This is a genomic window from Streptomyces sp. NPDC059861, assembly GCF_042731435.1.
Lineage (GTDB): Bacteria > Actinomycetota > Actinomycetes > Streptomycetales > Streptomycetaceae > Streptomyces.
The window spans coordinates 1-12,906 of sequence record NZ_JBHWJQ010000062.1; the positions used below are offsets into that span (position 1 = coordinate 1).

The window sequence follows — 12,906 nt, forward strand, 5'->3', positions numbered from 1 at the left end:
CCCTCGCAGGGGGCCGCCGCCTTCACTTCCGCCTGGTGACGCGGCCGCTCAGCTGAAGGAGTCGCCGCAGGCGCAGGAACCCGTCGCGTTCGGGTTGTCGATCGTGAAGCCCTGCTTCTCGATGGTGTCCACGAAGTCGATGGTGGCGCCACCCAGGTACGGAGCGCTCATCCGGTCGGTGACGACCTTGACCCCGCCGAAGTCCTTCTCCACGTCGCCGTCGAGCGAGCGCTCGTCGAAGAAGAGCTGGTAGCGCAGGCCGGAGCAGCCGCCGGGCTGGACGGCGACGCGCAGGGCGAGGTCGTCACGGCCTTCCTGGTCGAGCAGCGCCTTCACCTTGGACGCGGCGGCGTCGGTCACGATGATGCCGTCGGTGACGGTGGTGGTCTCGTCCGATACGGACATCTACATCTCTCCCGGGTTGTACGGAGACTGCTTGCCGACGGTTGCAACCGGCGGGGACGCGGATTCATTCCGGGCCGGGCCCGTGTCTTTTCTCCTTGGCGCCCTCTTCATGCTCGCACATGCCCCCGCGGGCGCACAGCAGTCGTGGCCAGCCGGACAACGGCATTCGACAGCGAGGTGTCAGGATTCACGTCACACCGACACTATGGCCATCGTCAAACTGACGTGAAGCGGTTATGATAGATAGCGTCATTCCGACGAAAAGTCGAGAAGATGTCCCGAATGTCCCGCCGGCCCGGCTCTCCCGGGTCGGCGAGCCGCAGAACAGAAAGGGTGCGTGTCGTGACCACCGCCCAGACCCAGGAGCTCGACGTACAGCCGACGCCCCTCGCCCTGCTGCTCCTCGGCCGTGAGGCCGACCCGAAGAGCGAACGCGGCGTCGAGTGTCCCGGTGACCTGCCGTCGCCGTCCGACCCGGACCTGGTGGAGCGCGCCCGCGCGGCCAAGGAGAAGCTGGGCGACAAGGTCTTCGTGCTCGGCCACCACTACCAGCGCGACGAGGTCATCCAGTTCGCGGACGTCACGGGCGACTCGTTCAAGCTGGCCAGGGACGCGGCCGCGCGCCCCGAGGCCGAGTACATCGTCTTCTGCGGTGTGCACTTCATGGCCGAGTCCGCGGACATCCTGACCGGCGACGACCAGAAGGTCGTGCTGCCGGACCTGGCCGCCGGCTGCTCGATGGCCGACATGGCGACGGCAGAGCAGGTCGCCGAGTGCTGGGACGTGCTGACCGAGGCCGGGATAGCCGAGCAGGTCGTGCCCGTCTCGTACATGAACTCGTCCGCCGACATCAAGGCGTTCACCGGCAAGCACGGCGGCACCATCTGCACCTCGTCCAACGCCCAGCGGGCGCTGGACTGGGCGTTCGAGCAGGGCGAGAAGGTGCTGTTCCTGCCCGACCAGCACCTCGGCCGGAACACCGCCGTGCGGGACATGGGCATGTCCCTCGACGACTGTGTGCTCTACAACCCCCACAAGCCGAACGGCGGTCTGACCGCCGACGAGCTGCGTGCCGCCAAGATGATCCTGTGGCGCGGCCACTGCTCGGTGCACGGCCGCTTCAGCCTCGACTCGGTCGACGACGTCCGCGCGCGCATCCCCGGCGTGAACGTGCTGGTCCACCCCGAGTGCAAGCACGAGGTGGTGTCGGCCGCGGACTACGTCGGCTCGACGGAGTACATCATCAAGACCCTGGAGGCCGCGCCCGCCGGCTCCAAGTGGGCCATCGGCACCGAGCTGAACCTGGTCCGCCGGCTGGCGAACCGTTTCGCGCCGGAGGGCAAGGAGATCGTCTTCCTGGACCGCACGGTGTGCTTCTGCTCGACCATGAACCGCATCGACCTCCCCCACCTGGTGTGGACCCTGGAGTCCCTGGCCGAGGGCAACCTGGTCAACCGGATCGAGGTCGACAAAGAGACCGAGGCGTTCGCGAAGCTGGCGCTGGAGCGGATGCTGGCGCTGCCGTAGCCTCCGGCACCGCACACGCGTGAAGGGGGCCGCACTGGCAGGTGCGGCCCCCTTCGTCATGCGGTCAGACCTGCGCCGGCTCCGGCTTCTGCTCCGCCGGGGTCTGCGGCTTCGCCTCCCGCTTGGCCGCCCGCTTCTTCGCACGGCGCTCCTTGCGGAGCTCCAGCATCGCGTAGAGCGTCGGGACCAGCAGCAGGGTCAGCAGGGTGGAGCTGATCAGGCCGCCGATCACGACCACCGCCAGCGGCTGGGCTATGAAGCCACCCTCGCCGGTGATGCCCAGGGCCATCGGGAGCAGGGCGAAGATGGTCGCCAGGGCGGTCATCAGGATCGGGCGGAGCCGGTGACGGCCGCCCTCGACCACGGCCTCGACGACGCCGTAACCCTGCTTGCGGTACTGGTTGATGAGGTCGATCAGCACGATCGCGTTGGTCACCACGATGCCGATCAGCATCAGCATGCCGATCATCGCCGGGATGCCCATCGGGGTGCCGGTCACGAGCAGCAGGCCGATCGCGCCCGTCGCGGCGAACGGGATGGAGACCAGCAGGATCAGCGGCTGGACCAGCGATCGGAAGGTCGCGACCAGCAGCATGAAGACGATCGCGATGGCCGCCAGCATGGCCAGGGCCAGGTTGGTCTGGGCCTCGTCCTGGTCCTCGGAGACGCCGCCGATCTGGGCGGTGGCGCCCTCAGGGAGGTCCAGCTTGTCGAGCTGCTTCTGCAGTTCGTTGCTGATCGCGCCCGTGTCCTCGCCGGTCGGCCTGGCGGTGACGGTCGCCGCGCGCTGACCGTCGATCCGGGTCATGGAGACCGGCCCGTCCACCTGCTTCACGGTCGCGATGTCACCCAGCTGCACCGCGCCCAACGGGAGCCTGCGCAGCTCGGCGATGGTGTCGACCGGCTTGGCGGACGCGATGACGATGTCGCGCTCGGTGTCGTCCAGCGTCGCCTTGCCCGCCGTGGTGCCGCGCACCGCCTGGGCCACGGCCGCGCCCAGCGTCTGCCCGTCGAAGCCGGCGGCGGCCGCCGAGGGCTTGGCCGTTACGGAGATGCGCGGGACGCTCTGCGCCAGGTCGCTGGTGACGTCCGTGACATCGTCCAGCCCCGCCACCGTCTTACGGACCTCCTCGGCGGCCTGCCGCAGCACGTCCGCGTCGGCCGCCTTCACGACCACACTGAGGTCCTGACTGCCGAAGCCGTCACCGATCGAGACGGTGGTCGTGCCGACACCGTCGAGCTTCTTCAGGCCGGCGTCGATGCGGTCCTGGACGTCCGCGGACGACGCCGAGTCCTCCAGCATCACCGAGTACGAGGCCTGGTTGGTGTCGGTGCCGCCGCCGAAGGCGGCCATGAAGCCGGAGGAGCCGACCGTCACCTGGTAGTCCTTGACACCTTCGGTGCCGGTGAGCAGCTTCTCGACCTTCTTCGCCTGGGCGTCGGTCGCCGCCAAGCTGGTGCCGGGCTTCAGCTCCTGCTTGACGGTGAGGACCGCCTGCTCGCCCTGGTCGAAGAAGTTGGTCTTCAGCAGCGGCGCCATGCCGAAGGTGCCGAGCAGGACCACGACCGCGATGGCCACGCTGGTCAGCCGGCGCCGGGTGGCGAAGCGCAGGACGGGGACGTAGAACCGCTGGAGCTTGCCGCGGGCCTCCTTCTCCTCCGCGAGACGGCGTGCCTCCTCGGCGTCCTCGGGGGTGCCCTTGGGGGCGCGCAGGAACCAGTACGACAGAACCGGTACGACCGTCAGCGAGACCAGCAGCGACGCCAGCAGGGCGGCCGTGACGGTCAGCGAGAACGAGCCGAACAGCTCGCCCACCATGCCGCCGACGAGACCGATCGGCAGGAACACCGCGACCGTGGTGAGCGTCGAGGACGTCACCGCGCCCGCGACCTCGCGGACGGCGTTCAGGATCGCCGACTGGCGCTCCTCGCCGTAGCCGAGGTGGCGCTTGATGTTCTCCAGCACCACGATCGAGTCGTCGACGACCCGGCCGATGGCGATGGTCAGCGCGCCCAGCGTGAGCATGTTCAGGGACAGGTCCCGCGTCCACAGCACGATCAGGGCCAGCACGACGGAGAGCGGGATGCTCACCGCGGTGACCAGGGTGGAGCGGATCGACGCCAGGAAGACCAGGATCACCAGGACCGCGAAGACCAGGCCGAGCGCGCCCTCCGTGGTGAGGCCCTCGATGGACTTGGACACCGCCGGGCCCTGGTCGCTGACGACCGTGACGGTGGCGCCGGAACCGAGGTCCGCCCGCATACCGGGCAGCTTCTCCTGGACCTCGTCGGAGATGGCGACCGCGCTGCCGTCACGGTCCATGGTGACGGCGACGGCGACGCTGGGCCTGCCGTTGGTCCGGGTGAGGGACTCGGCCCTGGCCTGCTTCTGGGTCACCTCCGCGACCGCGCCGAGACGCACGGGCCTGTCGGCGCCCTCGCCGGTGACCCTCAGGTCCTCGATCTGCTTCAGCGAGGTGAACGGACCGCCGACCTGCACCGTGCGGTTGCCACCGTCCTCGTCGAAGGAGCCGGCCGGGACGGTGGCGCCGCCCGCCTGGAGGGCCTGGACGAGGCTCTGGACGGTGAGGCCGGCGCGGGCCAGCTTGCGGTCGTCCGGGGTGACCGCGACCTGGAGGTCCCGCACACCGTCGACCGAGACCTGGCCGACGCCGTCGATCTCCTTGAGGGCCGGTACGACGGTCCGGTCCAGCCGGTCGGCCAGCGCCTGCTGGTCCTCGTCGGAGGTGACGGCGAGGACGACAGCCGGGATGTCGTCCGTCGATCCGGCGATGACCTGCGGGTCGACGTCGTCCGGGAGCTGCACGCGGGCCCGGTTGACGGCCTGCTGGACGTCGGCGACGAGCTGGTCGGTGTTGTTGCCGTAGTCGAAGGACGCCATGATCACGGCGTTGCCCTCGCTCGCCGTCGAGGTGACGCCGGTGATGCCGTCGACGGCTTCGAGGTTGTCCTCGATGGGCTCGACGACCTGCTTCTCGACCACGTCCGGGGACGCGCCCTGGTACGGGGCGAGGACCGACACCATGGGCAGTTCGATGGTGGGCAGCAGCTGCTGCTTGAGCTGTGGGATCGCGATCGCCCCGAAGGCGAGCGCGATGATCGACATCAGCCCTATCAGGGCCCGTTGCGCGAGGCTGAATCTTGACAGCCAGGACATGGGTCAGCGTCTCTCTTCTGTGGCCTGGGGCGGAAGCACCGGGCACATGTGAGCGCCCGTACCTACACCCTGAGCCATCGCCGGACGGCGATCCGTCGCCCCTGGGACCATTTCTTGTCCCGCGCCTACTCCCGCCGCAGTACGGCGGACCGGGGTCAGTCCACCCTCGGACGTACCAGCCCCGACTCGTAGGCGATCACCACGAGCTGCGCCCGGTCGCGGGCGCCCAGCTTGGCCATGGCCCGGTTGACGTGCGTCTTCACCGTCAGCGGGCTGACCTCCAGGCGCTCGGCGATCTCGTCGTTGGAGTGCCCGCCCGCGACCTGGACCAGTACCTCGCGCTCGCGCACGGTCAGCGCGGCGAGGCGCTCGGCGCGGTCCGGGTCGCGCTCGACGGCGTGGCTGTCGCCGCCCTGGGCGAGGAAGCGGGCGATCAGGCCCTTGGTGGCCGCCGGGGACAGCAGCGCCTCGCCGCCGGCCGCGACCCGGATGGCGGTGAGCAGTTCCTCCGGTTCGGAGCCCTTTCCGAGGAAGCCGGAGGCGCCCGCGCGCAGCGACTGCACCACGTAGTCGTCGACCTCGAAGGTGGTCAGGATGACGATCCGGACATCGGCGAGGTCGGGGTCGGAGCTGATCAGGCGGGTGGCGGCGAGGCCGTCGGTGCCCGGCATCCGGATGTCCATCAGGACGACGTCGGCGCGCCGCTCCTTCGCCAGCCGTACCGCCTCCGCCCCGTCGGACGCCTCGCCGACCACCTCCATGTCGGGCTCGGAGTCGACGAGCACGCGGAAGGCGCTGCGCAGCAGCGCCTGGTCGTCGGCGAGCAGGACACGGATCGTCATACGGGGTCCTTCGCTGGGGCGGCGCGGGTCTTGACCGGCAGGATCGCATGCACGCGGAAGCCGCCGCCGTAGCGGGGACCGGTGGTGAGGGTGCCGCGCAGGGCGGTGACGCGCTCGCGCATGCCGAGCAGTCCGTGGCCACCGCCCGAGACGGGGGCGTCGTCGTCGCCTGAGCCGTTGTCCAGGACGGTGATCTCGATGTTCGCGCCCACCCGTACGACGCTGACCTCGGCCCTGGCGGTCGTACCGGCGTGCTTCTGGACGTTGGTGAGTGCTTCCTGGATGACGCGGTAGGCGGCCAGGTCGACGGCGGCGGGGAGGCTGGTGCCGTGGTCGGCGCGGGCGACCTCGACGTGCAGGCCGGCGCTGCGGAAGGTGCCGACGAGTTCTTCGAGGCGGTCCAGGCCGGGGGCGGGTTCGGTCGGGGCCTCCGGGTCGTCGGACTGGCGGAGCAGGCCGACGGTGGCGCGCAGCTCGTTGAGCGCGGAACGGCTGGCCTCCCGTACGTGCGCGAGGGCCTCCTTGGCCTGGTCGGGACGCTTGTCCATGACGTGCGCGGCGACCCCGGCCTGCACGTTGACCAGGGCGATGTGGTGGGCGACCACGTCGTGCAGGTCGCGGGCGATGCGCAGGCGTTCCTCGGCGACCCGGCGGCGGGCCTCCTCCTCACGGGTGCGTTCGGCCTTCTCGGCCCGCTCGCGGATGGCCTGCACGAAGTCGCGGCGGCTGCGGACCGCGTCGCCCCCGGCCGCGGCCATGCCGGTCCAGGCGAAGACGGCGAGGTTCTCCTGGGCGTACCAGGGCAGTGGGCCCGCGAGCATGGCGGCGCCGGTCAGCACGGTCATGGTGAGCACGCCGACGCGCCAGGTGGTGGAGCGGTCGGTGGTGGCGGCGACGGTGTAGAGGGCGACCACGGCGGCCATGGCGACCGGGGCCCTGGGGTCGCCGGTGACGAACTCGACGACCGAGAAGGTGCCGGCGAGGGCGAGGACCCTGAGCGGGGCGCGGCGGCGGAACACCAGGGCCGCGGCGGCGAGCACCATGAGGACGAGGCTGAGGGTGTCCGGGGTGCGCAGCACCCAGTCGACGCCGTGCTTGTCGCGCGGGTCAACGAAGGACCCGGCCACCATGCAGGCCAGTACGCCGGCCGCCAGCGCCGCGTCCAGCGTCGTGGGGTGCGCCTTCAGACGGCGCCGGGCGCTTTCGAGGGTGCTCACGGCTGTCAACGGTACGGGTACCCCGGGGGGCGGGGAACGGGGGCCGACCGTGCTCGCGCCGTTCGGCCGGCCCGGTGCGTCAGCCCCCGGGGATCAGGCCGCCGTCGCTGAGCAGTTCGCGGACCTCCTCCAGGGTCGCGTCGGAGGAGGGGAGGATCAGTTCCGAGGGTTCGAGGGAGTCGTCCGGCAGGGGCTCGCCCAGTTCACGGACCTTGGTGAGGAGGGCCTGGAGGGTGCGGCGGAAGCCGGGGCCGTCGCCGTTGTCCATCTCCGCCAGGAGCTCGTCGTCCAGCTTGTTCAGCTCGGTGAGGTGGCTGTCGGCCAGCCTCACCTGCCCCTCCCCCATGATCCGTACGATCATGTCGCCCTCCGGTGAGTGACTACTGCTTGTCGAAGCGCGGGGTGTCCTGCGGCTGCTGCTGCGACTGGGGCTGGTCCTTGCCGCCCTCGATGGCCTGCTGGCCACCGCCGGTGCCTCCGGCCAGCTCCGCCTTCATGCGCTGCAGCTCCAGCTCCACATCCGTACCACCGGAGAGGCGGTCCAGCTCGGCCTGGATGTCGTCCTTGGCCATGCCCGTGGGGTCGTCGAGAGCGCCGGAGGCGAGCAGTTCGTCGATCGCGCCGGCCCGGGCCTGGAGCTGGGCGGTCTTGTCCTCGGCCCGCTGGATGGCCAGCCCGACGTCGCCCATCTCCTCGGAGATGCCGGTGAAGGCCTCGCCGATGCGGGTCTGGGCCTGGGCCGCGGTGTACGTGGCCTTGATCGTCTCCTTCTTGGTGCGGAAGGCGTCGACCTTGGCCTGGAGGCGCTGGGCGGCCAGGGTGAGCTTCTCCTCCTCGCCCTGGAGCGTCGCGTGCTGCGTCTCGAGGTCCGTGACCTGCTGCTGGAGGGCGGCCCGGCGGGAGAGCGCCTCGCGGGCCAGGTCCTCACGGCCCAGCGCCAGCGCCTTGCGGCCCTGGTCCTCCAGCTTGGTCGACTGGGTCTGCAGCTGGTTCAGCTGGAGTTCCAGGCGCTTGCGCGAGGTGGCCACGTCCGCGACACCGCGGCGGACCTTCTGGAGCAGCTCCAGCTGCTTCTGGTACGAGTAATCGAGGGTCTCGCGCGGGTCCTCGGCCCGGTCAAGGGCCTTGTTCGCCTTCGCGCGGAAGATCATCCCCATACGCTTCATGACACCGCTCATGGGCTTCGCGCGCCCCCTTCTGACGGACTCCGGCTCCAGCTCTGCGACAGAACCCACAGTACGGGCCCTGCATCCATTACCGCACTGTTCGGGGACGGATGCGCTCATCCCCAAGGACGACTGAGTGCGCTCCCGCTCCGGCGTAGGGAGTAGGTGATCCCCGGGTATGCCCCGGGGGATCCGGAGGGAACCGAGAGCGTACGCATCGTCCCCTCTGTCCCCTTACAGACGACTGGTGTTGCGGGATCGTTCCCCGCGGGACTGGGGTCCATGCCCCTCGACCCCGTACCCTTGGGTTTTGTGTTCCGTAGCCGTGCCAAAGACGAGAAGGCCGCCACCGCCGCGCAGGCCCAGGTGACCGACTCCCAGCAGACCCGTGACCCGCAGGCCCCGAAGGGTCGGCCGACGCCCAAGCGCAGTGCGGCGCAGTCCCAGCGCCGCAGCGTCGCCAACACGTCGATGACGCGCAAGGAGGCCGCCAAGCGGCAGCGCGAGGATCGCCGTGCCGCCATGGAGCGGCAGCGCCAGGCGCTGGCCGGTGGTGACGAGCGGTATCTGCCGGCGCGCGACAAGGGTCCGGTGCGCCGGTTCGCCCGTGACTTCATCGACTCGCGGTTCAACATCGCGGAGTACTTCCTGCCGATGGCCGTGGTGATCCTCGTGCTGAGCATGGTGCGGGTGCAGTCGCTGCAGAGCATCGCGCTGCTGCTGTGGCTGGTCGTGATCGTGCTGATCGTCCTGGACTCGGTGGCCACCGGGTACCGGCTGAAGAAGCGGCTGGCCGAGCGCTTCCCCGACGAGAACAAGCGCGGCGCGGTCGCCTACGCCCTGATGCGCTCCCTCCAGATGCGCCGACTCCGGCTGCCCAAGCCGCAGGTCAAGCGCGGAGAGCGGCCCTGAGCGCGACGTCTTTCCCCGGGGGTGCGGCAAAAGCCTGGCTGGGCGGACTCGGCGGGCTGCGTGACGTCGTACGGCAGGAGCTGGTGGCCCGGCAGCTCGACGAGCAGATAGCCGGGCGCTTCCCGGTCGGGCAGCGGCTGCGTGTGCTCGACGTGGGGATGGGCCAGGGCACGCAGGCGCTGCGGCTGGCCCGGGCCGGACACCAGGTGACCGGCATAGAGAAGGACGCCACCATGCTCGCCGCGGCGCGGTCGGCGCTCGACGCGGAGCCGGAGGGGATCCGGGAGCGGGTGCGGCTCGTCGAGGGGGACGGCCGGGACACGGGGGTCCACTTCCTGCCCGGCGGTTTCGACCTCGTGCTCTGTCATGGCGTGCTCATGTACGTCGACGACCCCGATCCGCTGCTGGCCGGGCTGGCGCGGATGCTCGCCCCGGGCGGGCTGCTGTCGCTGCTGGTGCGCAACGGGGACGCGCTCGCCCTCCGGCCGGGCCTGTCCGGCGACTGGGGCACGGCGCTCACCGCCTTCGACACCACCGAGTACCGCAACCGGCTGGGCCTCGACGTCCGGGCCGACCGCCTGGACACGCTGACGGCCACGCTCGCCGGGATCGGGGCGCCGCTGCACGCCTGGTACGGAGTGCGGGTCTTCACCGACACCGCCGCCGACGGGGCGCAGGCGCCGGCCGACGTGGAGACGCTGCTGGCGGTGGAGGAACGGGCCGGGCGGACGGACCCGTACCGGGGGGTCGCGGCGCTGCTGCATCTGTGCGGGGTACGCGGCTAGGGCCTGCCGTCACCTTGCCGTCGTCCGCCCGGAGGGCGGGCCTCACGGCATCGGGTGCGTCTTACGACGTGCCGGGCCCTGAGCCCGTTCGGGCGTACAGCGCGGGCCCGGGTGCGGGCCGGAGAGCCAGACTCGGGGCATGGAAGCTGACCCTGTCCGGGTATCGCGCCGCGCCGTGGGCGCCTTGTGCTGTCTGCTCCTCGTCCCCGGCTGCACCGTGGGCGGGCCGGCACCGGAGGCGGAGCGGACGACCGCGCGGGCCGCGGCGCCGATGGCGGCGAACGATCTGCAGAACGACTACCAGAAGGTGATCAAGGACGTCCTGCCCTCGGTCGTGCAGATCCAGGGCCGCAGCGAGCTGGGCTCCGGGGTGGTCTTCGACGACAAGGGCCACGTCGTCACCAACGCGCACGTCGTCGGTGACCAGCGGACGTTCCGGGTGACGACCGCCAACAGCGAGGACCAGCTCGCGGCGCGGCTCGTCTCCTCGTACCCCGAGCAGGACCTGGCCGTGGTGAAGCTGGACCGGCCTCCTCGGGGGCTGCGGCCGGCGGCGTTCGCGGACTCGGCGAAGGTCGAGGTCGGGCAGATCGTGCTGGCCATGGGCTCGCCGCTCGGGCTGTCGTCCAGCGTCACCCAGGGGATCGTCTCCGCGACCGGGCGGACCGTCACGGGGCCCAGTGAGGGCGGCGTCTCGGGCGCGACGATCGCCAACATGGTGCAGACCTCGGCGGCCATCAACCCGGGCAACAGCGGGGGCGCCCTGGTGAACCTCGACGGACAGGTCGTCGGCATCCCGTCGCTCGCCGCGACCGACCCGAACCTCGGGGAGGGCGCGGCGCCCGGCATCGGGTTCGCGATCCCGGCGTCGACGGTGCGGGCGATCGCCGGTCAGATCGTCCGGGACGGCCGGGTGACCGACTCGGGTCGGGCGGCGCTCGGCATCACGGGCCGTACCGTCGTCGACGCGGACTACCGGTCCGACGGGGTGGCCGTCGTCGAGGCGCACCCGGGTGAAGCGGCGGCGAAGGCCGGTGTCCGGGCCGGGGACATCATCACCGGGCTGGGTGACACGGAGATCACCAGCATCACCTCGCTCGCCGAGGCGCTGGCCACGCTGTCGCCGGGCGGGCGGACGACGGTGACGTTCACACGCAACGGCCACGAGCGGACCGTCGAGGTGACGCTGGGCGAGCAGTAGCGGGCGGTGAGAAGGGCGGCCGTGCGGCCGCCCCGCCCCGTCAGGCCTGTTCCGCGTGCAGGCTCATCGGCCCGTAGATCTCGGTGGCGTCCTCGAACAGCCGCACCTGGTCCGCGCCCCCGGCGAGCAGGTCCTTCCAGTACTCCCCGAGCCAGGACTCGGCGTCGCCCTGCGTGGTGAACTCCTCGGGCTGCACCGCGGGCTGGACCTCCGTCCCGTCGGCCTTCTCGAACCGCCACGTCCATGCCGCCATGTACGCCTCCCAGCTGTCAGCACCTGCAGAGCCGGGCCGGATCTCGCCCCGGCACCGGCCCCGAGCCTATGCGCTCCGCCGGGTGAGTCGTCATCAGACCGCGGGTGATCGGCCACATCGGGGGCCGTGGGAGCCGGTCGGGCCCTCCCGGGCGCGCATGACGGGCGGCGACCGGCGAAAATCGGATCGTGGAACTGACTCTGCTCGGCACCGGCGCCCCCGCGGGACTTCCCCGCCCCGACTGTCCCTGTGCGGCGTGCGCGACCGCGCTCGGTGCCGACGCGCGGGCGGCGACGGCCGTGCTCGTGGACGGGGCGCTGCTGCTCGACCTGACGCCCGGCGCGGCGTTCGCGGCGGCGCGGGCGGGGCGGTCGCTCGCGGGGGTGCGTCAGGTGTTGCTGTCGCATCCGCACAACGGGCCGCCGGTGGAGGTGCCGGCCGGGCTTCCGCAGCCGGGGCGGGTGCCGGACGGGCGGGAGTTGGCGCTGCTGACGGGGCATCGGGTGCGGGCGCTGGCGATGGACTCGCCGGGGACGGGATACGCGGTCACCGGGCCGGACGGGAAGCGGCTGCTGTATCTGCCGCCGGGTTGCGCGCCGGCCGGGCTGGAGGAGGGGACCGCGTCGGCCGAGCCGTACGACATGGTGCTCGTGGACGTCGTGGGGCGGCCGGACGCCCTGGCGCGGCTGCGGGCGGTGGGGGCGGCCGGGCCCACGACGGACGTCGTCGCCGTGCACCTGGACCACGACGTGCCGCCCGGGCCCGAGTTGCGGCGGCGGCTCGCCGCGGCGGGGGCGCGGGCCGTGCGGGACGGGGCGACCCTGGCGGTCGGGGCGTACGAGAACGTGCCGGACGTGCCACGCCGGACGTTGGTGCTGGGCGGGGCGCGGTCGGGCAAGTCGGTGGAGGCGGAGCGGCGCCTGGAGGCGTTCCCCGACGTGCTGTACGTCGCGACGGGAGGGACCCGTAAAGGGGACGGCGAGTGGGCGGACCGGGTGGCCGTGCACCGGGAGCGGCGGCCGGGGTCGTGGCGGACGGTGGAGACGTGCGACCTGGTGCCGATGCTCGCGCAGGAGGGGCCGCCGCTGCTGATCGACTGCCTGTCGCTGTGGCTGACGGACGCGATGGACGCCGTGGGCGCGTGGGACGACGCGGAGTGGGCCGACGGCGGCGAGAAGGCGCTGCGCGAACGGGTGCACGCGCTGACGGACGCGCTCCGGTGCACCCGCCGGGCGGTGGTCGCCGTGTCCAACGAGGTGGGCTCGGGCATCGTCCCGGCCACCGCGTCCGGGCGGCGCTACCGGGACGAACTCGGCCGCCTGAACGCGGCGTTCGCGGCCGAGTGCGAACAGGTGCTGCTGGTGGTGGCGGGGCAGGCCGTGGTGCTGCGGGGGTGACGGGACCGCGCCCCCCACTCCGC

General features: G+C 71.7%; 12 protein-coding genes. 5 read left to right on the top strand and 7 right to left on the bottom strand.

The features are described from left to right. Positions 1 to 48: 48 nt before the first annotated feature. On the bottom strand, positions 49 to 405 hold the full coding sequence (locus ACFV6X_RS34055) for an iron-sulfur cluster assembly accessory protein (protein WP_365455958.1): 357 nt from the start codon (positions 403 to 405) through the stop codon (positions 49 to 51). Positions 406 to 747: 342 nt separating this feature from the next. Here ACFV6X_RS34055 and nadA point away from each other — a divergent pair, with 342 nt between their 5' ends. Further along, entirely contained in the window at positions 748 to 1,932 is a 1,185-nt protein-coding gene (gene nadA, locus ACFV6X_RS34060; protein ID WP_385390164.1) for a quinolinate synthase NadA, read from the top strand. A 64-nt stretch (positions 1,933 to 1,996) separates the two neighbouring features. On the opposite strand, the gene ACFV6X_RS34065 is transcribed toward nadA, so the two are convergent. The 5 genes from ACFV6X_RS34065 to ACFV6X_RS34085 all read right to left on the bottom strand — a co-directional run bounded on the left by ACFV6X_RS34065 (position 1,997) and on the right by ACFV6X_RS34085 (position 8,326). Next, positions 1,997 to 5,110: an efflux RND transporter permease subunit gene (locus tag ACFV6X_RS34065; RefSeq protein WP_385390166.1), complete on the bottom strand. Its 3,114-nt coding sequence runs from the start codon at positions 5,108 to 5,110 to the stop codon at positions 1,997 to 1,999. Between the two features lie 155 nt (positions 5,111 to 5,265). Next, positions 5,266 to 5,952 carry a response regulator gene (locus ACFV6X_RS34070; protein ID WP_385390167.1) on the bottom strand — a complete coding sequence of 229 codons (687 nt, stop codon included), beginning with the start codon at positions 5,950 to 5,952 and terminating at the stop codon, positions 5,266 to 5,268. Further along, positions 5,949 to 7,169, bottom strand: a complete 1,221-nt coding sequence (locus ACFV6X_RS34075) for a sensor histidine kinase (protein ID WP_385390169.1) — start codon at positions 7,167 to 7,169, stop codon at positions 5,949 to 5,951. The genes ACFV6X_RS34070 and ACFV6X_RS34075 overlap by 4 nt, the downstream gene beginning before the upstream one ends. A 79-nt stretch (positions 7,170 to 7,248) precedes the next feature. Continuing rightward, on the bottom strand, positions 7,249 to 7,530 hold the full coding sequence (locus tag ACFV6X_RS34080) for a hypothetical protein (RefSeq protein WP_385390170.1): 282 nt from the start codon (positions 7,528 to 7,530) through the stop codon (positions 7,249 to 7,251). Positions 7,531 to 7,549: 19 nt separating this feature from the next. Beyond that, the gene (locus tag ACFV6X_RS34085) at positions 7,550 to 8,326 is read right to left on the bottom strand and encodes a PspA/IM30 family protein (RefSeq protein WP_365456011.1); all 777 of its coding nucleotides are present in this window, start codon (positions 8,324 to 8,326) and stop codon (positions 7,550 to 7,552) included. 291 nt (positions 8,327 to 8,617) lie between these two features. Between ACFV6X_RS34085 and ACFV6X_RS34090 the strand changes: the two genes are divergently transcribed. The 3 genes from ACFV6X_RS34090 (at position 8,618) to ACFV6X_RS34100 (ending at position 11,233) form a co-directional block, all read left to right on the top strand. After that, entirely contained in the window at positions 8,618 to 9,247 is a 630-nt protein-coding gene (locus tag ACFV6X_RS34090) for a DUF3043 domain-containing protein (protein WP_385390171.1), read from the top strand. 83 nt (positions 9,248 to 9,330) lie between these two features. Beyond that, positions 9,331 to 10,032, top strand: coding sequence for a class I SAM-dependent methyltransferase (locus ACFV6X_RS34095; protein ID WP_385390172.1), 702 nt, complete (start codon positions 9,331 to 9,333; stop codon positions 10,030 to 10,032). A 139-nt stretch (positions 10,033 to 10,171) separates the two neighbouring features. Continuing rightward, entirely contained in the window at positions 10,172 to 11,233 is a 1,062-nt protein-coding gene (locus tag ACFV6X_RS34100) for a S1C family serine protease (protein WP_385390173.1), read from the top strand. A gap of 40 nt (positions 11,234 to 11,273) precedes the next feature. Here ACFV6X_RS34100 and ACFV6X_RS34105 read toward each other — a convergent pair whose 3' ends face one another. After that, the gene (locus ACFV6X_RS34105) at positions 11,274 to 11,486 is read right to left on the bottom strand and encodes a hypothetical protein (RefSeq protein ID WP_385390174.1); all 213 of its coding nucleotides are present in this window, start codon (positions 11,484 to 11,486) and stop codon (positions 11,274 to 11,276) included. Between the two features lie 188 nt (positions 11,487 to 11,674). Here ACFV6X_RS34105 and ACFV6X_RS34110 point away from each other — a divergent pair, with 188 nt between their 5' ends. Beyond that, positions 11,675 to 12,883 carry a bifunctional adenosylcobinamide kinase/adenosylcobinamide-phosphate guanylyltransferase gene (locus ACFV6X_RS34110; protein ID WP_385390176.1) on the top strand — a complete coding sequence of 403 codons (1,209 nt, stop codon included), beginning with the start codon at positions 11,675 to 11,677 and terminating at the stop codon, positions 12,881 to 12,883. Positions 12,884 to 12,906 lie beyond the last annotated feature (23 nt).